Origin of the sequence: Pedobacter cryotolerans, from assembly GCF_005116475.1 — a bacterium.
Classification (GTDB): domain Bacteria; phylum Bacteroidota; class Bacteroidia; order Sphingobacteriales; family Sphingobacteriaceae; genus Pedobacter; species Pedobacter cryotolerans.
This window is the reverse complement of sequence record NZ_SWBO01000002.1, coordinates 185,334-209,060: the sequence shown is the minus strand read 5'-3', so window position 1 is coordinate 209,060 and position 23,727 is coordinate 185,334. Positions and strand designations below refer to the sequence as shown.

The following is a 23,727-nucleotide window of genomic DNA, read 5'->3' as shown; positions in this document are numbered from 1 at the left end:
GTAGCGAGACGCTACGACTAGTACTTTAGTGGAAACACTGGTCTTAGCTTATCGCTAAGGCCTTTAATATAAATCAATTATACATATTAAGATAGTGCTTTTTAAGTCGTAGCGAGACGCTACGACTAGTATTCGTCTCGCTACTATTGAAATCTATAAACCTATTTAACCACCTGTACCCATTTACCAGCTTTAGTTGCGCTAATATTGTTATTATACATCGCTTCGCACTGCACAGCCGATAAATAGTATTTACCAATGTAAGATGCATTTAATAATACACGATAAATCAGCGTTTCATTTTCCCGAATGTTGAAATAAGTAAATACACGATCATCTCTTACATCTCGGTAGGTATAAGGAGCAGAAGTTAAAGCACCTTCATTATCACTCAATCTCGTGTTAATAATTTCCCAACCAGAAGGGAAAATCTGTGTTAATGCCATTTGCTCATAAAAACCCATTTTACCTGGATTTTTCACTGTTACCTCTGCATAAAAATCAGTTCCTTGTTTTAATATTGTAGGATCTAAATTTCTACCATTTAATGTTTTGTAAGCCACACTCATATCTAACACATCAGCATTATTTGGTAAGAAATTATTTTGACCAGCAATTGGCTGACCTTGCAAAATTAACCTCACAAACAATACATTATTACCTGTATTTGTAATGCTTGCTGAATTGTTTTTAAATGTTAATGCTGTACTATTTAAATATTGCTCGCTATTTGTACTGCCTTTTGCACCATCTAAAATATAATTATACTGCAGTTTATTAGCCGAACTATTTTGACCGCAAAATTTAGCAATGGCTAATAAACTATATGCTGTTGTTTGGGTACTGTACCAAGTATCTTGTCCTAATCTCGAAGCAACTTTTGTTAACAATTGAGCTGCCTGGCTTTTTTTGCCCATTAAGGTTAAGGTCTCCATAATCATTGCTTCATCCCTTAAATCTGAACCATAAGTACCACTTAATTGGTTGTAAGGTTTAACAGTTTTTTCTAATCCATTAATTAATGCATTTGCCGCGGCCGCTTGTCCTGCTAGTTGATAGGCAGCAGCCAAACGCCATTTTGCAGCAACAGAAAGATATTCAAAACCACGAAGCCTATTCATAGCGGCCATTTCTGGTTTTTTAGCTAGAGCCAAAACGTATAAACGATAGGCCTGGCTAATATCGCCACCGTAAAAGTTTTCTGAATTTGGCACCCAATTATTTGCCTTTGTTTTTTGAAAGCGAATTAACTCATCAAACATCCCGGCAGGTAAAGTATAACCAGCATTTTGTGCTTCAATTAAAAAATGACCAGCGTAGTTTGTTCCCCATTCATCTGCAGTTGCATTTCCTGGCCAATAACTTAAACCGCCATCAGTAGTTTGGAAACCTTTTAATCTATTTAAACCAGTTTTAATGTTTCGCTCAACTTCTGCTTTTTTCTGTGTAGAAAGTGGTGTTAATTTATCTAACATTAGTTGAGGGAAAACACTAGAAGTTGTTTGCTCTACACATCCGTGAGGGTATTGAATTAGATAACTTAAACGTTTATTTAAATTGATAGGAGGGATAGATGATATTTCAATAGAACCAGAGTTTGTTCCTTTCATACCAATTGGTGCATATTTCATACTCCAACTTTGTTTAGGTTGGATAGTTGCCGAAACTACATTTGTGACGTATGGATTTGGATTTCGAATATCCATTTCTACATCGTAAACTGTTTTTTCGCTTCCACTTTGTGCAATAATTTTAACCTTTGCTACACCAACACTATTAGCTGCAACAACTTGGAAATAAGTCATTTGCTCGCCTGCTTGTTTAAAGCTTAATTGTTGCGTTTTTATACCATCTACTGTTAAATTACTACTCAGTAATTGTACAGATACATTTTTAAGGTTATTATTAGTTGCAAAAATATTTACAGGCAAAGTAAAACTTTCACCAGGGCCAATTACCCTCGGTAAGGTTGCCAAAACCATTAAAGGTTTTTTAACTTCTACTGCTTTTTCTGCATAACCATAAGCACCATTTTGTCCGGCAATAACCATTGCTCTAACCGAGCCGATGTATTGTGGTAAAGTAAATTTATGGGTTTTATTTTCTCCTTTGGCTAAGTAAAATGGCCCCATAAACTTAACAACAGGCTTAAATCGGTTAGCCTTTGCAGGATTTAAATTTCTATTTACTGATCCATCGCCACCGATACTTAGAATACGTTCTAAATTTCCGCCCCATGCGCCTAAAACCTGATCAAATAAATCCCATGTTTTAACGCCTAAACCTTCTCTGGCATAAAATACAGCATGAGGATCTGGTGTTTTAAAACGAGTTAAGTCTAACAAACCTTCGTCAACCAAGGCAATGGTATAAGTCATCGCTTTGCCGTTAGTTTCCGAAACTGATATAGTGCTTTCTACTTCAGGTTTTAAAGTAGCAGCCATTTTAATTACAGGTTTTAGTATAGTTTCTGGGTCTTCTATAGTTAATGGAATTGCACCATACATTCTAATTGGTAAATCATTTAAAGTTTGGGCATGAGGTTGTAATAAGGTAATATTTGCGAAAACATTTGGCGCCATATTTTTCTCAGCCTTAAAACTAAATTGTGTTTGGCCTTTTTTAGTATCAACCCAATAGGTTTTTAAAACCTTACTACCATTTTCTATTGAAACCAAAGCTTTACCATTTTCGCCTGTCGGGATGGTTAAAGTAATATCTTCACCAACATTAAACTTATTTTTATTGGCGGTAAATGATAACATTGAAGCTTCAGTTGGATTGTCGCCCTGTTCACGTTGTGCCCAACCTGGCCAATCTACATAAACAGATTTTCCGGTAGTATGACCGCCATTTTCATCCCTTACCAAAATTAAATATCTGCCCCAATTTGGTTCGTTTATGCGTAACGTGTAACTTCCTTTACCGTTGTTTAAATTTACATATTGCTTGGTAATCAGTTTGTTATATTCGTTTTGAGTAAAGTTGGCGTAACTTTGTTGATTGTCTTGTTCCCACCACCAACGCCATTGCACTTTATATAATTCAACAGTTACTGTTTTGCTACCGCCTAATAATTTTCCATCCCTGTTAACATTTACAATTTCCACTTTGTGGTCTCTATCGGTTAATAACATACCGCTCAATTTATCACCATCAGGAGCTTTAACACCTAAATAATTATTGTAAACATGGTAGGGAATGCTAAAGTTATCGATGCTGAAATTACCTCCTGGCTCAAATACTTTAGTGCTAAAATTTGCTCTCAATATACCTGGAGCGGCATCGTTTTCACTCAGATTAGTATTTATTGTTGCATTTCCGGCCGCGTTTAAGGTGCCTTCGAAAATTGTTTTAATTTGCGATTCGAAATTTACTGTCGGATTGTCAAATGAGTAACCATCAAAACTCTTAAATTTTGTTTCTGTAGTATTTAGATTTACATCAACCTTAGCCTTTAAATTTTGTGCTGGTGTACCAAAAAGCCATTTTGCAGATAGGGTAGTAGCAGATGATGAGCCATTACCTAGATAAGTTTTTCCGCCCAAATTAAAATTGATTTTTAATCTGTTAGGCATAATGGTTTCAATTTTAATCGTTTTTGAAAACGATGCACCACCCACTTTTGCTTTCACTAGCCAATTACCAGTTGGAGCAGTATTATCAGTAGCAGTTTTAAAAGTATAAAACCCATTTAAAGCTTGTGTAACTACAGTTCGTTTGGATAATTGTCCCTTTGGATTAAAAAATTCGAATGTAACTGGATAATTTGCAGGTAGTTTTTTCTGTTTGTCTTCTAAAATAAACGAAACAAAAACACTATCCCCTGGGCGCCAAACACCACGTTCGCCATAAATAAAGCCTTTTACGCCATTTTGTACAACATCACCACCAACATCAAATCTGCTTAATGGTAATGAATTGCCATCATCTAATTTCAGATACCCACGTTCATTTCCATTTCTGGCTATCAATAAAAATGGTTTTCTTTTTAGGTCAAAAATAGCCAAACCATCACCATCTGTTTTTACGGTTGTTAAAATTTGGCGTTGGTAATCTTGTAATTCTAAACTTACGCCACTTAAAGGTTTTGCAGTTAACAAATCGGTAGCAACAATTAGCATGCTATTGTCATTACCTCTTTTAGCTACCAAGCCAATGTTAGAGGCTAAAAGATTTCTGCTTGCCCAGCGTTCGTTGGTATAATAAGAAGGTGTACAAGGATTATCTTTATCGCTCCATCTGTAATTATTTGGGTAATAATTTTGGTAGGCATTCCAAAATTCATCATCCTCATCAATTTTCTCACCATAGCTATCATAATCTTCCTCATAATCATTATCACTATTGTTTGATGCAGACAAATCTGTGCATTCATAAACATTATATTCTTTCCTAAAACCAATAGTTACCCGATACATGGCTCCTGGTTCAGTTCTAATCAGTTTATCTAAATCTAAAGTAAAACGAGTTTTTTTGTGCAGATTAACCGCTTTATCTTCATCTAAACGGATAGTTTTTTGAACAACCGGTTTGGCAACTCTTCTTAATTCATTCCCTTCTTTGTAATTGTTAACCTGAAAAAACTGAGGAATGTTATTTTCATAAATTTTAATAACGGTAACATCAACTGCTTTTAGGTTTACGGCTTCAAATGGCAAAACCAATTTGCCAGAATTTGGCAAAATTGTGCCCGAACCTGCAATAGTAACAGATGGTAATTTATCTTCAAAAATAATGTTTGCTGCTTTATTTGTTTCGAGTTTTTGATCTTCTATATCAGTAATTGCTGAATTTACATTAACAGTGTAATTGCCTTGTAACTCATTTGGTGCATAAACTTTAATTTGGCTGGCATCAATTGTAAAACGAAGATCTTGTAAATCCCCTAAAGAAATTAAACCATTTAAATCTTGCGCAACATTAACCGGATTACTGCATTGTATTAAAGCATAATCTTCGGCTCCTTGTATAGCTTTAATATCCAATACTTTAAATATCGTTTTTGCAGGTACCACAATCTTTTCTTCACCTTTATCCTCATCTGCATCTATTTCTTCTCCATTCCATTTTAAAATTAAATCGGTTGCTTTATTTATTTTTTTAATACTATCAATCACAAAAACAGAACGGTGCTTTTGAGGTTCATGTGTCCATTTGATCTTTAATTTCTGGTCAAAATTTATAGCTAAAGATTGCTCTATTTTTTGCTGATCTTCATCATCAGAAGTGTTAATTTCTCCACTTAATTTCATGTAGGTGAGCGAAGTGTTGTTTTGCGAAACTAAACCGTTTTGCAGTAAATTCATCCCTGGCTTAATCACCTTAAAATCAAAATCAAATTTTTCTAAGCCTTTTTCTGTAGTAGTTATAGCGCTTAAATTTAGCGTAGCCTCATATTTTTGATCAGGTTTTAAAGGTTCATCTGGCCTAAATTCTATCGTTTGCGGATCTAACCAAAAGGTTTTTCCTTTAATATTTGGCGAGAAATCTAAAATTTCCCTTTCATCAGGTTTACCTAAATCGCTTAAACTTTTAACCGAACTGGCCAAATGAATTTTAATTGAACTCTTTTTAGAAATAGTGCCCGAAGTATACGATTCTACATATTTGGCATAAGCTTGATTATCTTGTTCTTTCTTTTTATTAAAAAATAGAAAATAAATTGCTACTAAAGACATTACGCCTACTGCAGCAAAAAGCAATTTTTTGAAAGTTGAAGAGGAGTATTTTAGACTGTTTTTCATACAAAATTACATGGGTAAATGTTGTATGAAATTTAGGTAAAAAAGAATTGGTTAAAAGAAATTATTTATCAACTAAGTTTATAGATTGTTAGTAAATCAAATGATGAGTAAATAGGTAATGGAAGCCCGTCTTTACGCTAAATCTTTTTTGGCTTTAGTGCCAAAACTTACGAAGTCTATCTTATTTCGGTTAGTGGAGACTTCGTAAGTTTGTTAAGGTATTCCAAAAAAGGATACCGCTTCAATACGGTTTAGATGGCAACAGCAGTGTAAAACACAACATTAAAACCCACCAACTAAATTTACTTAATCATCACTCCTGGTTTATTTAAAACTGGCACTCTAATTAGGTTGTTTTCTACAATACTTTCTGGGAGGAAGATAAATTTCTTATCGAAAATTGTATTGCCAATGTAATAGCTTAGCCAATATTCGTTTGTTAAACCAAATACAGCAGGATCAATGGCTTCAACACCTGCAAAAGAATTTTCTGCTAAATCACCTATAGAATGTCTAAGTAAAGATGTTTTAACCTGTTTACCATCTTTTTCTCCGTATCCTTTAGAAGTTATTAAAACATTGGAAATTGGTTCATTTTTAAAATTTACCACATAAACCGTCCAACTACCAACTTCTGCAGTTTCGCCAACTAAAGCAACTGCAATAGCAACATCTTCAACTATATTTTCTGGTAAATCTTTTTTCATACCCCAAACCCCTAAAGGGGCTTTTTGTAAAATGTGTTAATTTCCTCTATTCCCCCTTCAGGGGGTAGGGGGTTACTTCTTCTTCGCTACTACTTTCTTTTTCGCAGGCGCTTTTTTCTTAACATCAAACGCTTTAGGTAATTGTTCTACGATTAGTTTTTTAACATCATCCAAAGGTATTTCTGCTAATTCTTCTGCTGTATATTTTGCTTTAGTTTTTGGGTTATTTCTCAATTTCAACATTTCTTTACCGAAACGGATAAAAGGTCCCCATCTACCATTTTCTATCGCAATTTTCTCACTATCCCATTGCTGAATATAGCGGTTGTTCTCTTTCTCGATCTTTTTCTCAATCAATTCCTTAATATCGTTTGCAGAAAGTGCATCGAAATTATATGCTTTAGGTACATTGATAAATAGGCTGTTCCATTTGATAAAAGGACCGAAACGACCAGTTCCTTTAGTAACTGGTAAACCTTCATATTCAGCAACAGGAGCATCGGCAGTAATTTTTTCGCCAATAATTTCTATGGCTCTCGCTTGGTCAACTGTTAATGGATCTTCATTTTTTGGAATAGAAATAAATGCATCGCCCCATTTTACGTAAGGACCAAAACGACCAACCCCAACTGATACTTCTTTATCTTGGTAATCTTCTAATTGGAAAGGTAATTTAAATTGATCTAGTGCTTCTTCTAAAGTAACTGTACCAACAGATTGTGTTTTACCTAAACTTGCATAACGAGGCTTATCTTCCTCATCATCAGATAATTCTCCTATTTGAACTAAAGGACCATAACGCCCAACTTTAGCATAAACATTTTTACCAGTCGTTGGGTCGATACCTAATAAACGCTCGCCATTTGCACGATCGGCATTTTCTAAGGTATCTTCAACCTCATTGTGAAAAGGAGTGTAAAAAGAATGAAGCATTTTTGTCCATTCTTGTAAACCTTGCGCAATTTCATCGAACTGTTTTTCTACTTTGGCCGTAAAATTAAAATCTACAATTCCTTTAAAATGCTCTACTAAAAAGTCGTTTACAACTTCGCCAATATCGGTAGGGAAGAGTTTCGATTTTTCTGCTCCAGTAATTTCAGTTTTGGTTACTTTACTAATGTTTCCATTAGCCAGAACCATACTTCCAAATTCTCTTTTTCTTCCATCTCTATCTTCCTTAACAACATAACCACGATTTTGAACCGTAGAAATTGTAGGGGCATAAGTAGATGGTCGGCCGATGCCTAATTCTTCTAATTTTTTAACTAAACTAGCCTCAGTATATCTTGCTGGCGGACGAGAGAAACGTTCTGTCGCAGCTAATTCTTTTAAGTTTAAAGCTTGGCCTTTTGCTAATGGCGGAAGTAAGTTGCTATCTTCATTTTCTTCATCTTCATCATCAGTTGATTCAAGATAAACTTTTAAAAATCCATCAAATTTCATTACTTCGCCTTCGGCTAATAATTCTTCTTTTCTGGTTGATATGCTGATGTTGACATTGGTTTTTTCGAAAATTGCTTCGCTCATTTGAGAGGCAATGGCACGTTTCCAAATCAAATCATACAAGCGTTTTTCGGAGTTATCTCCATCCACACTATGCTGATTAAAATAAGTAGGGCGAATGGCCTCGTGAGCTTCTTGTGCACCAGCAGATTTTGTTTTATAAACTCTTGGTTGATGATATTTATCGCCATAAGCCGATCTAATTTCAGCCGATGCTGCATCTATAGCCGTTTGAGAAAGATTAACTGAATCTGTTCTCATATAAGTAATTTTACCATTTTCGTACAAACGCTGCGCAATTTGCATGGTTCTGGCAACCGAGAAACCCAACTTACGTGATGCTTCTTGTTGTAAGGTAGATGTGGTAAAAGGAGCTGCAGGATTACGTTTTGCTGGTTTAACTTCTAAATTGCTAACAGCAAAACCTGCATTGATACAATCTTGCAAGAATTTTTCCGCATCAGCAGCTTGTTCAAAACGTTGTGGCAATTCTGCTTTTACAATTTCTTTTCCGTTGCCGGTGGTAAATTGTGCAGTTATTTTAAATGCAGCGGTACTATTAAATTTATTAACTTCTCTTTCTCTATCAACAATTAAACGTACAGCTACAGATTGTACACGACCAGCAGAAAGCGACGGTTTTACTTTTTTCCATAAAACGGGAGAAAGCTCAAAACCCACTAATCTATCCAATACTCTACGAGCTTGTTGGGCATTAACTAAGTTATAATCTATGGTACGCGGATTATCAATTGCTTTTAAAATTGCTGGTTTGGTAATTTCATGAAAAACAATACGTTTGGTGTTGCTTTCTTTTAAGCCCAAAGTTTCGTATAAATGCCAAGAAATGGCTTCTCCCTCACGGTCTTCATCGGATGCTAGCCATACCATTTCGGCACCTTTAGCTAATTTTTTTAGTTCTGCAACAAGCGCTTTTTTATCGGCAGGTACTTCGTAGGTTTGAGAAAAATCATTTTCGATATCAATTCCCATATCGCCTTTTACCAAATCGCGGATATGACCATAACTAGACTTAACCAAAAAATCTTTTCCTAAATAACCCTCTATGGTTTTAGCTTTTGCAGGTGACTCGACTATCAGTAAATTTTTTGCCATTCAGAACGTTTTTCTGCAAATAAAACTATAAATAACGCTAAAATCAAAATTGATGAACTATTTATTTTAAAAACAGCACCTACAAATGAAGTTTAAATAGCTCTATTACACGGCTTAAACCTATTAGAATAGTATTTATATTTATTTTGTAAAAAATTGCATTAGTAGTAATATATATAGGTAATAAATCTGTTTAGTAAGTATCTTCGTATAAAGTAGGGAGAGATTAGAAAGGAGGAACTATGACTGATTTTTCATACAACTTAGCAGTTAAAACAATTAAACTTAAAATAAAATGATCAATACCTTATTATTACTAGTTACGATGTGGATTGCACCAAATCCCCCAAAATCAGTTTATGATTATACCATTAAAACAATTGATGGAAAAACAGTTAAGTTATCTCAGTTTAAAGGCAAAAAGATAATGATTGTGAATACTGCATCTAAATGTGGATATACCAAACAATACGAAGATTTAGAGAAATTGCACAAACAATATGGCAAAGAGTTGGTACTAATTGGATTTCCGGCAGGTAATTTTGGTGGTCAAGAATTAGCAACCAATGCTGAAATACAAGATTTTTGTAAAAAGAATTTTGGTGTTTCGTTTTTATTGAGCGAAAAAGTTAGTGTTAAGGGTAATGATATTACACCATTGTTTGCTTATTTAACTTCGCAAGAAAATCCTGATTTTACTGGAGACATTAAATGGAATTTTGAGAAATTCTTGATTAACGAAAAAGGTCAGTTGGTGCACAGATTTCGTTCTGCTACAACACCTTTTGATAATAAAATTGTACAGAACTTATAATTAGTATAAAATATTTTATCGAACCCAAAGCTTAATTGTTTTGGGTTTTTTTGTTATTATTGATGATGAACATTTTACCTTGGCTAATCTTATTGGCAGTATTTATTGTTGCTTTGTATTTCATATTTAGAAAGAAAAAAGTTGTTGTAGCCCAATTAAGCAAAGCTGATGTTAAACTTTTAAATGAGCACGTTGATTTTTATATCCGCCTTGATGGCGAAAAAAAGCAGCGATTTGAAAAAAAGATAGCTCGTTTTTTAGCCATTGTTAAAATAGAAGGAGTTGGACTTGAATTATCAGTTTTAGATAGATTGTTAGTTGCTGCAAGTGCAGTAATACCCATATTTGGTTTCGACGATTGGGAATATAAAAATTTAACTAACGTGTTGTTATATCCAGATACTTTTAATAAGGATTTTCAGTTTGAAGGTGGCGATAGAAATATTATGGGAATGGTTGGCAGTGGTTTTATGAACGGACAAATGATTTTATCGTTAGCTGCATTGCGACACGGATTTTCGAAAAGTGCAGGTAAAGAAAATACAGGGATACATGAGTTTGTTCATTTGTTAGACAAATCTGATGGTGCTGTAAATGGTATTCCCTCAAATTTATTGGCGCATGAATATACTTTGCCTTGGATAAAACTAATGCGAGAAAAAATTGCCGAGATTGAAGATGACAAATCTGATATTAATCCTTACGCACTCACTAATGAAGCTGAGTTTTTTGCTGTTGTTTCAGAATACTTTTTTGAGCAACCAGAAATTTTAAAAGATAAACACCCGAGGTTGTACGATATGTTGAGTAAAACTTTTGGGCAGAAGTTATAGTTAGTTCCGTCATTGCTGGCTCGACTTGCAATCGTAATGCTTTAAAAGGTAGATGGTCTCAATGCTTTACGATTCCCGCCTTCGCGGGAATGACGCAAACACCTAACTAAAAAGTAAATTACTTCTCAATCTCCTTTAAACTAGCCATCTTTTTATAAGCCAAGAAACCTTTAATGTCTTCAAAATGTTCGCGAACACGTTTGTTTCCAAATTCAAATACTTTTTCGGCTAAACCATCTAAAAAATCTCTATCGTGAGATACTAAGATTAAAGTGCCATCAAAATCTTTCAAGGCATCTTTAATGATATCCTTGGTTTTCATATCTAAATGGTTAGTTGGCTCATCAAGAATTAACATATTAACTGGTTCTAACAGAAGTTTAATCATAGCCAAACGCGTTTTTTCTCCACCAGATAAAACTTTAACTTTTTTTGTGGTATCATCGCCGCTAAACATAAAAGCACCCAGCAAATCTTTAATTTTTACACGAACATCGCCAACGGCAATCTGGTCAATGGTATCAAAAACAGTTAATTCTCCATCTAATAAAGCAGCTTGATTTTGAGCGAAATAGCCAATCTTTACATTGTGACCAACCTTTAATTCTCCTTCAAAATCAATTTCGTTCATTATAGCTTTAATCATGGTTGATTTACCTTCGCCGTTTTTACCCACAAAAGCAACTTTCTGTCCGCGTTCAATAACCATATTAGCTTTTTCGAAAACAACATGATCTCCATAAGCTTTCGTCAATTCCTCAACCATCACAGGGTAACTTCCAGAACGAGGAGAAGGAGGGAATTTTAAACGTAAGGCAGAATTATCAACCTCATCAATTTCAATTACATCCAATTTCTCTAACATTTTAACCCGAGATTGTACTTGCAAAGTTTTAGAGTAAGTGCCTTTAAAACGATCTATAAACTCTTGGTTATCGGCAATAAAGCGTTGTTGTTCTTCGTAGGCTTTTATTTGGTGCTCACGGCGTTCTCTACGCAATTGTAGGTAATGAGTGTACTTCGCTTTGTAATCGTATATGCGACCCATCGTAACCTCAATGGTGCGGTTTGTAATGTTGTCTACAAAGGCTCTATCGTGAGAAATTACAATTACCGCTTTGGCCGAGTTAATTAAAAAGTCTTCTAACCATTGGATACTTTCAATATCCATGTGGTTGGTAGGTTCATCCAATAAAATTAAATCAGGTTTTTTGAGTAAGATTTTAGCCAATTCGATACGCATTCTCCATCCGCCAGAAAATTCTGAAGTTTTACGTGTAAAATCGCTACGTAAAAAGCCCAAACCTTTTAATACTTTTTCTACCTCAGCATCGTAATTTACTTCTTCAATCGAATAAAATTTCTCACTCAATTCAGATACTCGCTCAATTAACTTCATGTAATCGTCGGTATCATAATCTGTTCGGATGTTTAATTGCTCATTTAAACTTTCCAGTTCATCACGCATCACGTAAACTTCGCTAAACGCTTTCGAAGTTTCTTCAAAAACAGTTACATCATCTTTGGTAAGCAAATGTTGTGGTAAATAGGCAATTACAGCTTCTTTCGGCCCAGAAATATGCCCGCTAGTGGCTTTACCTTCGCCAGCAATAATTTTTAACAAAGTTGATTTGCCCGCACCATTTTTACCCATAAGAGCAATTTTATCGTTCTCGTTAATAGAAAAAGATACATCGCTAAAAAGCGTTGTGCCACCAAATGATACGGAGATGTTATTTACGTCGATCAATTTTTAGAATTTTAAAATAAGCCGCAAAGATAATTGAAGAAATGGTTTTTTATAGTAATGTGTTTTCAATTTGTTTTTAATAGCTTAATGACGAATTAATTTTGTTTTTGCTGTTATGCAGTCTATCTTCGCTTACCATAAAAAGATATGATTAGTATTAAAAAACCGATTTATATTTTCGCATTTTCGGCGCTACTTTTCGGCTCTTGCCGCACCAAGTACGCACTTACAAAATCGAACAGAGAAGAGTATAAAATAAGTAGCGATATTGCTGTAGATAGCAATATTATAAAAACATATTTGCCTTATAAAGCCAAGTTAGATGCCGAAATGAATGAGGTTATTGGCAATACTGATGTGGTCTTGTCTAAAGCATCAACCTTGCCCGAATCTGTTTTAGGTAATTTTTTTGCCGATGCAGTTTTTAATCAAGTAAAAAAGTTACTGCCGCAGGTTGATTTTGTTTTTCCTACTACTAAAGGTGGCTTGAGGAATGATATTGCCAAAGGCGAAATTAAAGTTTCAAATATTTTTGAGTTAATGCCTTTCGAAAATCAATTGGTAATGTTTAATCTAAAAGGAAGTGATGTTTTAAAGGTGGTTAATTACATTGCTGCAAGTAATGGTCAGCCAGTTAGCGGATTGAGATTTAATATTAAAGATAAACATGCAGAAAATATCCAGATTAATGGGAAGGCTTTTGATGTAAATGTTAATTATTGGGTTGTTGCATCAGATTATATTGCCAGTGGTGGCGATGATGCTACTGGATTTGCTACACCAATTTCACAAAAAAATATTGGTTTATTAGTTCGCGATGCCTTATTAAAAGAAGTTAAAGAATTTAAAGCTGCTGGTAAAAGCATCAACACTAAATTAGATGGAAGAATTACAAAAAATTAATCGCCGAAATTTTATTAAAGTTGGTGGTGTTGCAAGTGCGGCAGCTGCATTGAACATAAATTCTTTAGATGCTTTTGCCAATGGGCGATTACAAAAACTGACTATTTTGCATACCAATGATGTGCACAGTAGGATAGAACCTTTTCCGATGGATGGTTCAAGAAATCAGGGTTTAGGCGGAACAGCAAGACGTTCGGCTTTAATTAAAAAAATACGGGCAGAACAAGAAAATGTGTTGTTGCTAGATGCTGGTGATATTTTTCAAGGTACACCTTACTTTAATAAATATGGTGGCGAATTAGAACTAAAGTTAATGAGCCAAATGAAATATGATGCTACAACTTTAGGAAACCACGATTTTGATAATGGAATTGAAGGATTTTATAAACAACTGCCAAATGCCAATTTCCCAGTATTAATTGCCAATTACGATTTAACGAACACGCAGTTATCAAAATCTACACAGCCTTATAAAATCTTTAAAAAGGGAGGACTTAAAATTGGCGTTTTTGGTTTAGGAATACAATTGAAAGGTTTAGTTGATCCTAAAAATTATGGTGAAACTCAATATTTAGATCCCATAGCAATAGCAAATGAAACTGCGGCGAAGCTTAAAAATGATTACAAATGTGATTTGGTAATTTGTTTATCTCATTTGGGTTATGCTTACAGAAATAATGCAGTATCTGATAAGGTTTTAGCGGCTAGTACCAAAAATATCGATTTAATTATTGGCGGACATACCCATACTTTTTTAGATATACCCGAAGATGTTAAAAATTTAGATGGTCAAATTACCACCATTAACCAAGTTGGTTTTGCAGGGATTAATTTAGGGAGGATAGATTATTACTTTGAGCCTTACAAAGCCAAAAAGATGAAGGTTGGCACGCCTTATTTAATTAATAATAAGTTAGATGCGTAGCTATTTGTCATTTAAAGCGCAGCGAAGAATTTCTAATAACAATTAACAATTTAGTTTCCTTCCCGAAAAGTCGGTACAAGCTGTTCCTCGGAATGACAAAGTTTGTTAAGTCTAACCTTTTCTTATCGGTCGGTGTCTCACCTACCGAAACTATATTTAAACGATGGTTGGTGGAGACACCAACCATTAGGTACTTTTTGTCATTCAGAGCGCAGCGAAGAATCTCTGTCCACTAATTTGTAATTGAGATTCCTTCCCGAAAAGTCGGGACAAGCTGTTCCTCGGAATGACTAAATTTGTTTTAGTCTAACTTTAGATGCTTGATGGAGATACCAACCATTAGGTACTATTTGTCATTCAGAGCGCAGCGAAGAATCTCTATTTACAATTAACAATTGAGATTGCTTCCCGAAAAGTCGGGACAAGCTGTTCCTCGGAATGACAAATGTAAGTCCCCGCCGCGGCGGGGATTTATGAGTTAAACTAAAAATCCACCACCTAACAAATCATTGCCTTCGTAAAATACAGCGGATTGACCAGGTGCAATTGCAGAAACATTATGATCAAATACCACTCTCATTTGGTCTTTTTCTTGCACAATTGTGCTTAGCATTCCAGCATCTTTATAACGGATTTTGGTAATTACATTATCCATCGGCTCGTAAATATTTTCGTATTTAACCAAGTTGATGTTTCTTACCATTGCTTCTTTACGTTCTAATTCATCGGCTCTGCCTAAAACAACAGTATTGCTTTCAGGTAAAATCTGCGTAACAAACATAGGTTCGCCAAATGCAACGCCTAAACCTTTACGTTGGCCAATGGTGTAAAACGGGTAACCTTTATGTTGACCGATAATCATACCCTGGCTATTGATGAAGTTACCACCGGCTACGCGATCTTCCAAGTCTTCTACTTTGTGTTTTAAGAAGGCTCGGTAATCATTATCAGGTACAAAACAGATCTCGTAACTTTCTGATTTTTTTGCTAATTCTTCTTGACCCATATCTAAAGCCATCTGGCGGATATCCGCTTTTGCGAAACTACCCAACGGGAATTTAGTACGAGATAAATTTTCTTGAGAAACGCCCCAAAGTACATAAGATTGATCTTTGTTTTCGTCTTTACCTTTAGAAATTACATACCTACCACTATCTTGCTGGCGGATATTTGCATAATGGCCAGTAGCAATAAATTCGCAATCTAATTTGTTAGCACGTTTTAACAAAGCTTCCCACTTGATGTGGGTATTGCATAAAACACATGGATTTGGTGTTCTGCCGGCTAAATATTCATCCACAAAATTGTCGATTACAAAATCCCCAAATTCATCTCTGATGTCTAAAATATAATGAGGGAAACCATAGTTTACAGCTAAAGTACGGGCATCGTTAATGCTATCTAAGCTGCAACATCCTGTTTCCTTACTGCTTCCGCCAGATGTGGCATAATCCCAGGTCTTCATGGTTAAGCCAATAACTTCATAACCTTGCTCGTGTAGCATTACTGCTGCAACCGAACTATCAACCCCGCCACTCATGGCCACCAAAATTCTTCCGTGTTTACTCATTATTAAAAATCAGAATGCAAAAATACAGGTTTTAGATGAATTAATTGACCAGTGGAGTCTGAGCAATGTAAAAAACACTAGGCCCTTGGTTTGGTGGATGCTCTAGATTGCAACTCGGTATCAAGTAAAATAGTTTCAAATATTACTTCATTTTTATGTTCAATTAAATGGAGTAATTGTTTAGCGGCTAAGCTTCCAATCTCGAAAGCAGGTTGATGAATTGTACTTAATGCCGGATTAAATACATTTGCTAAATCAGTATTACTAAATCCAATTAAGGCAATATCTTGAGGGATTTTATAGTTTAGTTGATTTAAAACGGCGAGGCTTTTTGTACTAATTTGATCAGTTGCAGTAAAAATAGCATCAGGCTTTTTAGCTAAACTCATTAATTGTTCAATTGCAATTTCTAAGCTTTCATTTAAATTATTGGTGTTACAAAATTTAACTAAATCTTCATTGTAAGCAATGTTGTGATCACTTAATGCTTTTTTATAACCTTCAAAACGATCGGTTGTTAAATTGAGTTTGCTTTCACTATTAATATGAGCAATTGTTTGATATCCGTTTTTTATTAAATGCGCAACAGCGTTATAAGCTCCATTAAAATTATCAACCGCAACTTTATGCGTATCAATGTGCTCGCTTAATCTATCAAAAAGAACGATAGGTAAACCATCATTTTGTAGTTGTTTTAAGTATTCAAAATCAGTTGTTTGATAGGTGGGAGAGATAAGCAATCCATCAATTCCACCAGCATAAAGTAAATGAATACATGATTTTTCTTGCTCAAAATTCTCTTTGCTTTGCATAATAATTAACTGATAATCATTAGCTGTACAAAAGTGATCAATACCATCGAGCATTTGTGAAACAAAACTATTATCGATTGAGCAAACAACTACGCCAATAGATCTGCTTTTTCCTTCTTTAAGTCCACGAGCCATTCGGTTTGGTACATAGTTATGGGCTTTTGCGTATTCTAAAACAAGTTTTTTAGTTTTATCGCCAATTTGGTAACTATCAGTTAAGGCCCTAGAAACTGTTGAAACAGATAGGTTTAAAACTTTGGCGATATCACGTAGGGTAATGTTTTGCATTTATTAAGGTTTGCTCTTGGTAAATATACAGATTTATCAAACCTTAAAAAATACGTTAACGTAAAATTTGATTTACTAAAAGGTTTTAGTTAGTGTTTTAAGGTAATTTTTATATCTTAGATTTTTGATTTATCAACCCAAAACTAAAACATGAAACAATTCTTTTTTTATGCACTATTTTTTGCAGCTTTAGGAGTTAATGCACAGCAAAATTTAGTAAAATATGTAAAACCACTTATTGGAACCGAAAAAATGGGACATACTTTCCCAGGACCAACAGTACCTTTTGGAGCTGTACAATTAAGTCCTGATACTGATACCATTCCTTATGAAGTAAATGGAAAATATAATGGCAGTGTTTATAAATATTGTGCTGGTTATAAATATGAAGACAAAACAATAACAGGTTTTAGTCACACGCATTTTAGCGGCACTGGTCACTCAGATTTGGGCGATTTTTTAATTATGCCAACTCAAGGTAAATTGCAATTAAATCCGGGTACCGCGAATGATACAAAATCAGGATATCGCTCTGCATTTTCTCATGCCAATGAAACTGCAGAGGCTGGATATTACAAAGTAAAATTAGATGATGATAACATTACCGCCGAGTTAACGGCAACAAATAGAGTTGGTTTTCATCAATATACTTTTCCAAAATCTGATCAAAGTCATATCATATTAGATTTAATGGCGGGTATTTACAATTATGATGATAAAACTGTTTGGACTTACGTTCGTGTGGTTAATGATACCTTAGTAACTGGTTACCGCCAAACTTACGGTTGGGCTCGTACACGTACGGTTTATTTTTCGATGAGTTTTTCTAAGCCATTTAAATCTTACGGACAGAAAAATTATGATGCTAAACAAGCTTACAGAGGTTTCTGGGGTAAATTTGATCAAACTAGAAACCATCCAGAAATTGCTGGCAGAAAAGTGAGAATGTATTTTGATTTTGATACCAATGAAGGAGAAAAAGTTAAAATTAAATTTGCGCTATCTCCAGTTAGTCAAGAAAATGCCTTACAAAATATGCGTGCAGAAGTAACTGGTTGGGATTTTGATAAAGTGAAAGCGCAAGCACAATCTGCTTGGGCTAAAGAATTAAATAAAATCAAAATAGATGCATCAGAAGATGATAAAATCAATTTCTATACGGCGATGTACCATGCTTTTATCAACCCAACAACCTATATGGATGTTAATGGGCAGTATAAAGGTTTAGATCAAGGTGTGCATACCGCAAATGGTTTTACCAATTACACCACTTTTTCTCTGTGGGATACCTACAGAGCTTTGCATCCGTTTTTTAATATCATGCAACCTGCTCGCAGTAACGATATGGTAAAATCTATGATGGCACATTACGAGCAAAATTCGTTAAAGATGTTGCCAATTTGGTCGCACTATGCAAACGATAATTGGTGTATGAGCGGTTACCACAGTGTTTCTGTTATTGCTGATGCAATTATAAAAGGAGTTTATAACGGTGATCCAAATGCTGCATTAGATGCTTGCATAGCGACAGCAAAAAAACGCAATTACGAAGGGATTGGTTATTATATGGATTTGGGATACATTCCCGCAGAAAAAAGTGGAGTTTCGGTTTCCAACACTTTAGAATATGCTTATGATGATTGGTGTATTGCGCAATTGGCTAAAAAGCTAAATAGGGAAGATGTTTACCAAGAGTTTATCAAACGTTCTGGTAATTGGAAAAATAATTTCGATCCTTCTATTGGTTTTATGCGCCCGAGAATGGCTGATGGAACATTTAAAAAAGAATTTGATGTACTAAATACTCACGGACAAGGATTTATTGAAGGAAACAGCTGGAATTACAGTTTCTTTGTTCCTCATGATCCAACAGCGTTGATGATGCAAATGGGTGGAAAAAAGAAGTTTGCAGCTCGTTTAGATACTTTATTTACCATGCATTTGCCTGACGAGTTTTTTGCAGATACTGAAGATATTACTCGTGAAGGAATTATTGGTGGTTACGTACATGGAAATGAGCCTGCACATCATGTGGCTTACTTTTATAATTGGACAGACCAAGCTTACAAAGCTCAAGCGCAAATCCGTAAAATTTTAAAAATGCAATATAAACCTACGCCAGATGGTTTAGGTGGTAATGATGATTGCGGACAAATGAGTGCTTGGTACATGTTTTCTTCTTTAGGTTTTTATCCGGTTTCGCCAGGTGGCGATGAATATGCTTTAGGCTCGCCATCAGTTAAAAATGCAACTTTAACTTTAGAGAATGGCAAGACATTTACAGTTGAAGCAATTAACCAAAGTGACAAAAATGTTTATGTACAAAAGGTTTTGATGAATGGAAAAGAATTAAATAAACCATTTATTAAACATAGTGATATTACATCTGGCGGAAAACTTACCTTTTATATGAGTGCTAAGCCAAAAAAGTCTTAAATAGATTTATTTTTATTAAAAAATTATAAAAAGCCATCGATTTGATGTTTTTTTGTGTTAAATACTTTAATTATTAATTAAATATTAAATTAATTTAAATATTTAAGTTATAAATTTTGAAATTATCATGTATTTATCTGTAATTTAATCAACATTATGGAAAATATAGAATATTTTAAACAATATCAGACCATAAATGGTGTTTTTGATGAGATGAAATGCAATGAAGATGTAAGAAAGCATTACGATTCATTCATGTCTGCCTTTCAAAACATCAATTCATCTGAAATGACGCTAAAAGATGAGCTTGCCAAGAAGCTTTTCTTAACTCAAGGGATCACTTTTACTGTTTACAGCAGTGGCGAAGGCATCGAAAAGATCTTTCCTTTTGATATTTACCCACGAATTATACAAGCTGCCGAATGGGATTTTATTGAAAGAGGGATCAAGCAACGCTTACGAGCACTTAATATCTTTCTAAAAGATGTTTATCATCAACAATTTATCATTAAAGATGGGATTATTCCAGCAGCGCTGATTTATTCTAGTCCTAATTATTTACGAGAGATGATGAATGTAGATGTACCTTTTGATATCTACACGCACATTAGCGGTATCGATTTAATTCGTGATCATGATGGTTCATACTATGTTTTAGAAGATAATTTGCGAACGCCATCTGGTGTGAGTTACATGCTCGAGAACCGAAACATTAGCTATCGATTGTTCCCAAACCTAATTCCAGAAAATAAAGTTCGTCCGGTAAGTGATTATCCAGATTTGTTAATGAAAAACCTTTTGGGTTTAGGCAATAGACATACCAGTAGACCAACTGTAGTTTTATTAACTCCTGGTATTTACAATTCTGCTTATTTCGAACATACTACTTTAGCTCGTTTAATGGGCATAGAGTTGGTAGAAGGAAGAGATTTAGTGGTTGATAACCATAAAGTTTACATGCGAACTACAAGAGGGTTAAAAAAGGTTGATGTGATTTATAGAAGAGTAGATGATGAGTTTTTAGATCCGCTAATTTTCCGTCCTGATAGTATGTTGGGCGTTCCAGGAATTTATCATGCCTATAGAAAAGGAAATGTGGCCATTGTAAACGCAATGGGTAATGGCGTAGCCGATGATAAAGCAATTTATGCCTACGTACCAGATATGATTAAATATTACCTCAACGAAGAACCTATCCTTAAAAACGTACCAACTTACAGAATGGAAAACGTTGATGAACGTGAATATACTTTGAAAAACTTGAACAACATGGTAGTTAAACGCACCAATGAAAGTGGCGGTTATGGTATGCTGATTGGTAATATTGCATCAGATCAAGAGTTGAAAGAATTTAGTGAAGAGATTGTTAAATCGCCCAGACAATTTATTGCACAGCCAATTATCAGCCTTTCATCAGCACCATGCTATATTGATGGCAAATTACAACCACGCAGGGTAGATTTAAGGCCTTTTGCTTTGAGCGGGCCAGATGGAATTGAGATTGTACCAGGAGGATTAACTCGTGTAGCTTTAAAAGAAGGTTCAATTGTAGTTAATTCATCGCAAGGTGGCGGTAGCAAAGACACTTGGGTGGTAGACTAGTCCAGTTTTCAGTTTCGAGTTTTCAGTTAAGGCCTAGCAACATTTCAACCTTAAAACTTTTCAACCTTTAAACAATAAGTAAATGCTGAGTAGAGTAGCAGAAAATATATTTTGGATGAGCCGTTACATGGAGCGTACCAATGTGCAATTAAGGATTTTAAGAACCTATTATATTGCATCGCAAGATGGCGTGCCATTTGTAAAATGGGATGATGTGTATAGGTATTACAACCATGGCAAATCACCCGAAAAAACCATGAATGCCAATGAGGTTTTACAGTTTATCTTGTTTGATAAAAATAACGATAGCTCTGTAGTAAATAATATTTTTAGGGCAAGAGAAAATGCCCGAAGTGCCCAAGATCATATCACCAAAGAACTTTGGCAGTGCTTAAATGATTACTATCATTTAATTAGAGATACAGGTTTGCAAAAGCAAGTTTTTGCTGGCGACCCGGTTACTATTATAGACCAACTCATTAAACAATGTATGTTGTATTACGGAGTAGTAGATGTTTCTATGTTTAGGAGCGAGGGGTTTAATTATTTAAGTATAGGTAAGTTTATAGAAAGATTGTTGCAAAGCATAACTGCCTTAAAAATGCAAATTAGCAGAACCAATGGCTTAAGTACCGATAGTATGGATATTGTAAGTTGGCGCTACTTTTTAGTATCAATATCAGGTTACGAATATTATTTAAAAGAAAATTCTGGCTCTGTAAAACCTGATTTGATTTTTAAACAGGTTTTGTACGAAATGCATTTTCCGCATTCAATAGCTTATGGTTTAAATCAAATCAATCGCTATGCGCAACGTTTAAAATCGGTAAGTTTAGACGAAAGCTTTAATAAAATAGAATTCGCAATTGGCAAAGCATCAGCAATTTTAAAATATAATAGTCCAGGTGCAGATACCGAAGCGCAAGTAGGTTTGTTAGAAACTGTAGAAAGTAATATTTTAAACATCATCCAATCTCTAAATCAAAATTATTTCGGAATAAACAGTTAGTCAGTTAACAATTTTCAGTATGCAATTTGCAACTAACCTAATGAACCAATTCAACTAAAAAATTATGCCAATTTACCACGTAAAACATACCACAAAATATATTTATCCATCGCCAGTAATTGATAGCGCCAATCAAATTATTTTAAGTCCGCCGTCTGATAATTACCAAGAAATTATTAACCATGAAATTAGAATTAGACCATCTGCAATTGTTGATAGCTATTTCGATTATTTCGGTAATAAAGTTGGTGTTTTTACCATTGTAGAACCTCATACAGATTTAGTAATTGTGGTTGATGCAGAAGTAGAAACTAAACCTGTACCTGTTCCTACAGATTTTTGGTCGGCAAAAAGCCAGTGGGAAAACATTGACAAAACTAGTTTAGAAGTAGATTTTTTAGACTTTGTTAAATATGGTACTTACCAATCATTACATGATATTAAAAACGATATAACAGCAATTGCCCATAGAGAAAAAACTGTTTTGCAATGTGTGCAAGCACTTTCAGCTTACGTTTATGAGCAAATCACCTATCAACAAGGCGTAACTGATGTAGAAACTGATATCGATAAAATTTGGGAACTAAAGGCTGGAGTTTGTCAAGATTTTGCCCATTTATTGTTAGAAATGTTGCGAATTTCTGCAATTCCTGCTCGATATGTGAGTGGTTACATTTGTCCGATGGGGAATGAGTTACGCGGTATTGGTGCAACTCATGCTTGGGTAGAAGCTTACATACCAGATTATGGTTGGTTAGGCATCGATCCAACAAATAATTGTTTGGTAAGCGACAGACACATTCGCATTGCTTTTGGACGAAATTTTAGTGATTGCACACCGGTAAAAGGAACCTACAAAGGTTCATCGGCACACACATTATCGGTTGCAGTTGTAATAACCAACGAAAAAATTAAAGCCGAAGAAGAAATCGCCTTACAGCAGGAAGCAGTTTATGTACATGAAATTTCAGAACCAATTGTAGTAACTAACTCTTATCAAAAATTTATTGAAATGCAGCAACAACAGCAGCAACAGTAAATATTTTGTCATTCCGAGGCACAGCTTGTCCCGACTTTTCGGGAAGGAATCTCAAAGCCTATCGGTAGGTGTCTCACCGACCGAAACTAAATTCTTTAATCATTTTTTTTGAAAAGCAAATACAGTAGCTTTTATAAATGTCAGTCGGGCTAATCGTTTCAATCTTTTGTCCTTCGACAAGCTCAGGATGACAAAAGGATTTACACTTATATCCCGTTTATAAAACGAGGGCTGTACTTCTATTGAAAGTTGCTGGGCGCTTAGACCTAAATAAATGCACAATACTTGCCTTTTAAACCCGGTTGTAGTGGAAATCTTTTTTGTTTTGATGTCATGCTGAGCTTGTCGAAGGATTGTAGGTAGATAGATGCCCAGTCAAGCTGAGCACAAGCGTAAATAGCAATTACAAAAACAAAAAAATTGCAACGAAAAACCTGCCTGCGGCAGGCAGGCGGGACTGAATTGACATAAAGACTACTAAAATTGCTTTTCGTAATTTTATGTACTTTCTACCAAACCTTTTTTGTATGATGATTACCAATTAAGCTGACGCTGATGCAAAAGGACAGATTTCTCCCTTCGGTTCGAAATGACGTAAAATTTAATGTAGATAACTTTAACATTGCCCACTGCATAATTTTTAGGATATTTAACCCTCCGAAAGAACTGAATA

General features: G+C 34.8%; 14 protein-coding genes. 8 read left to right on the top strand and 6 right to left on the bottom strand.

Going from position 1 to position 23,727, the window contains the following annotated elements; all coding sequences use genetic code 11:
* Positions 1 to 161: 161 nt before the first annotated feature.
* The 3 genes from FA045_RS03940 to topA form a co-directional block, all read right to left on the bottom strand.
* Complete coding sequence (locus FA045_RS03940) at positions 162 to 5,747, bottom strand: alpha-2-macroglobulin family protein (RefSeq protein ID WP_136874697.1); 5,586 nt, start codon at positions 5,745 to 5,747, stop codon at positions 162 to 164.
* 302 nt (positions 5,748 to 6,049) lie between these two features.
* The gene (locus FA045_RS03935; RefSeq protein ID WP_136874695.1) at positions 6,050 to 6,454 is read right to left on the bottom strand and encodes a hypothetical protein; all 405 of its coding nucleotides are present in this window, start codon (positions 6,452 to 6,454) and stop codon (positions 6,050 to 6,052) included.
* Between the two features lie 72 nt (positions 6,455 to 6,526).
* The gene (topA, locus tag FA045_RS03930) at positions 6,527 to 9,073 is read right to left on the bottom strand and encodes a type I DNA topoisomerase (RefSeq protein ID WP_136874693.1); all 2,547 of its coding nucleotides are present in this window, start codon (positions 9,071 to 9,073) and stop codon (positions 6,527 to 6,529) included.
* Positions 9,074 to 9,368: 295 nt separating this feature from the next.
* Here topA and FA045_RS03925 point away from each other — a divergent pair, with 295 nt between their 5' ends.
* Both FA045_RS03925 and FA045_RS03920 read left to right on the top strand, forming a co-directional pair.
* The gene (locus FA045_RS03925) at positions 9,369 to 9,887 is read left to right on the top strand and encodes a glutathione peroxidase (protein WP_136874691.1); all 519 of its coding nucleotides are present in this window, start codon (positions 9,369 to 9,371) and stop codon (positions 9,885 to 9,887) included.
* Positions 9,888 to 9,949: 62 nt separating this feature from the next.
* Positions 9,950 to 10,720 (top strand): M90 family metallopeptidase, encoded by a 771-nt coding sequence (locus FA045_RS03920; protein ID WP_136874689.1) that lies wholly within the window; start codon positions 9,950 to 9,952, stop codon positions 10,718 to 10,720.
* Between the two features lie 118 nt (positions 10,721 to 10,838).
* Here FA045_RS03920 and FA045_RS03915 read toward each other — a convergent pair whose 3' ends face one another.
* Positions 10,839 to 12,470 carry an ABC-F family ATP-binding cassette domain-containing protein gene (locus tag FA045_RS03915; protein ID WP_136874687.1) on the bottom strand — a complete coding sequence of 544 codons (1,632 nt, stop codon included), beginning with the start codon at positions 12,468 to 12,470 and terminating at the stop codon, positions 10,839 to 10,841.
* A 147-nt stretch (positions 12,471 to 12,617) separates the two neighbouring features.
* Between FA045_RS03915 and FA045_RS03910 the strand changes: the two genes are divergently transcribed.
* Both FA045_RS03910 and FA045_RS03905 read left to right on the top strand, forming a co-directional pair.
* Complete coding sequence (locus FA045_RS03910) at positions 12,618 to 13,373, top strand: 5'-nucleotidase C-terminal domain-containing protein (protein WP_136874685.1); 756 nt, start codon at positions 12,618 to 12,620, stop codon at positions 13,371 to 13,373.
* The gene (locus FA045_RS03905; protein ID WP_136874683.1) at positions 13,351 to 14,298 is read left to right on the top strand and encodes a bifunctional metallophosphatase/5'-nucleotidase; all 948 of its coding nucleotides are present in this window, start codon (positions 13,351 to 13,353) and stop codon (positions 14,296 to 14,298) included. The genes FA045_RS03910 and FA045_RS03905 overlap by 23 nt, the downstream gene beginning before the upstream one ends.
* A gap of 478 nt (positions 14,299 to 14,776) precedes the next feature.
* On the opposite strand, the gene mnmA is transcribed toward FA045_RS03905, so the two are convergent.
* Complete coding sequence (mnmA, locus tag FA045_RS03900; protein WP_136874681.1) at positions 14,777 to 15,868, bottom strand: tRNA 2-thiouridine(34) synthase MnmA; 1,092 nt, start codon at positions 15,866 to 15,868, stop codon at positions 14,777 to 14,779.
* A 77-nt stretch (positions 15,869 to 15,945) separates the two neighbouring features.
* Positions 15,946 to 16,968 carry a LacI family DNA-binding transcriptional regulator gene (locus FA045_RS03895; protein ID WP_136874679.1) on the bottom strand — a complete coding sequence of 341 codons (1,023 nt, stop codon included), beginning with the start codon at positions 16,966 to 16,968 and terminating at the stop codon, positions 15,946 to 15,948.
* Between the two features lie 150 nt (positions 16,969 to 17,118).
* Between FA045_RS03895 and FA045_RS03890 the strand changes: the two genes are divergently transcribed.
* From FA045_RS03890 to FA045_RS03875, 4 genes are all read left to right on the top strand, one after another.
* Positions 17,119 to 19,404 (top strand): GH92 family glycosyl hydrolase, encoded by a 2,286-nt coding sequence (locus FA045_RS03890; RefSeq protein WP_136874677.1) that lies wholly within the window; start codon positions 17,119 to 17,121, stop codon positions 19,402 to 19,404.
* A gap of 156 nt (positions 19,405 to 19,560) precedes the next feature.
* Positions 19,561 to 21,006, top strand: a complete 1,446-nt coding sequence (locus FA045_RS03885) for a circularly permuted type 2 ATP-grasp protein (protein ID WP_136874675.1) — start codon at positions 19,561 to 19,563, stop codon at positions 21,004 to 21,006.
* A gap of 82 nt (positions 21,007 to 21,088) precedes the next feature.
* A complete protein-coding gene (locus FA045_RS03880) occupies positions 21,089 to 22,015 on the top strand; it encodes an alpha-E domain-containing protein (RefSeq protein WP_136874673.1) in 927 nt (308 codons plus the stop codon).
* A gap of 64 nt (positions 22,016 to 22,079) precedes the next feature.
* On the top strand, positions 22,080 to 23,054 hold the full coding sequence (locus FA045_RS03875; RefSeq protein WP_136874671.1) for a transglutaminase family protein: 975 nt from the start codon (positions 22,080 to 22,082) through the stop codon (positions 23,052 to 23,054).
* The last annotated feature ends 673 nt before the right edge of the window (positions 23,055 to 23,727 follow it).

What these genes read in the sequence shown, in the direction of transcription:
- FA045_RS03940 (WP_136874697.1), bottom strand. Translation starts at nt 5,747, where the DNA reads ATGAAAAACAGTCTAAAATACTCCTCTTCAACTTTCAAAAAATTGCTT.
- FA045_RS03935 (WP_136874695.1), bottom strand. Translation starts at nt 6,454, where the DNA reads ATGAAAAAAGATTTACCAGAAAATATAGTTGAAGATGTTGCTATTGCA.
- topA (WP_136874693.1), bottom strand. Translation starts at nt 9,073, where the DNA reads ATGGCAAAAAATTTACTGATAGTCGAGTCACCTGCAAAAGCTAAAACC.
- FA045_RS03925 (WP_136874691.1), top strand. Translation starts at nt 9,369, where the DNA reads ATGATCAATACCTTATTATTACTAGTTACGATGTGGATTGCACCAAAT.
- FA045_RS03920 (WP_136874689.1), top strand. Translation starts at nt 9,950, where the DNA reads ATGATGAACATTTTACCTTGGCTAATCTTATTGGCAGTATTTATTGTT.
- FA045_RS03910 (WP_136874685.1), top strand. Translation starts at nt 12,618, where the DNA reads ATGATTAGTATTAAAAAACCGATTTATATTTTCGCATTTTCGGCGCTA.
- FA045_RS03905 (WP_136874683.1), top strand. Translation starts at nt 13,351, where the DNA reads ATGGAAGAATTACAAAAAATTAATCGCCGAAATTTTATTAAAGTTGGT.
- mnmA (WP_136874681.1), bottom strand. Translation starts at nt 15,868, where the DNA reads ATGAGTAAACACGGAAGAATTTTGGTGGCCATGAGTGGCGGGGTTGAT.
- FA045_RS03895 (WP_136874679.1), bottom strand. Translation starts at nt 16,968, where the DNA reads ATGCAAAACATTACCCTACGTGATATCGCCAAAGTTTTAAACCTATCT.
- FA045_RS03890 (WP_136874677.1), top strand. Translation starts at nt 17,119, where the DNA reads ATGAAACAATTCTTTTTTTATGCACTATTTTTTGCAGCTTTAGGAGTT.
- FA045_RS03885 (WP_136874675.1), top strand. Translation starts at nt 19,561, where the DNA reads ATGGAAAATATAGAATATTTTAAACAATATCAGACCATAAATGGTGTT.
- FA045_RS03880 (WP_136874673.1), top strand. Translation starts at nt 21,089, where the DNA reads ATGCTGAGTAGAGTAGCAGAAAATATATTTTGGATGAGCCGTTACATG.
- FA045_RS03875 (WP_136874671.1), top strand. Translation starts at nt 22,080, where the DNA reads ATGCCAATTTACCACGTAAAACATACCACAAAATATATTTATCCATCG.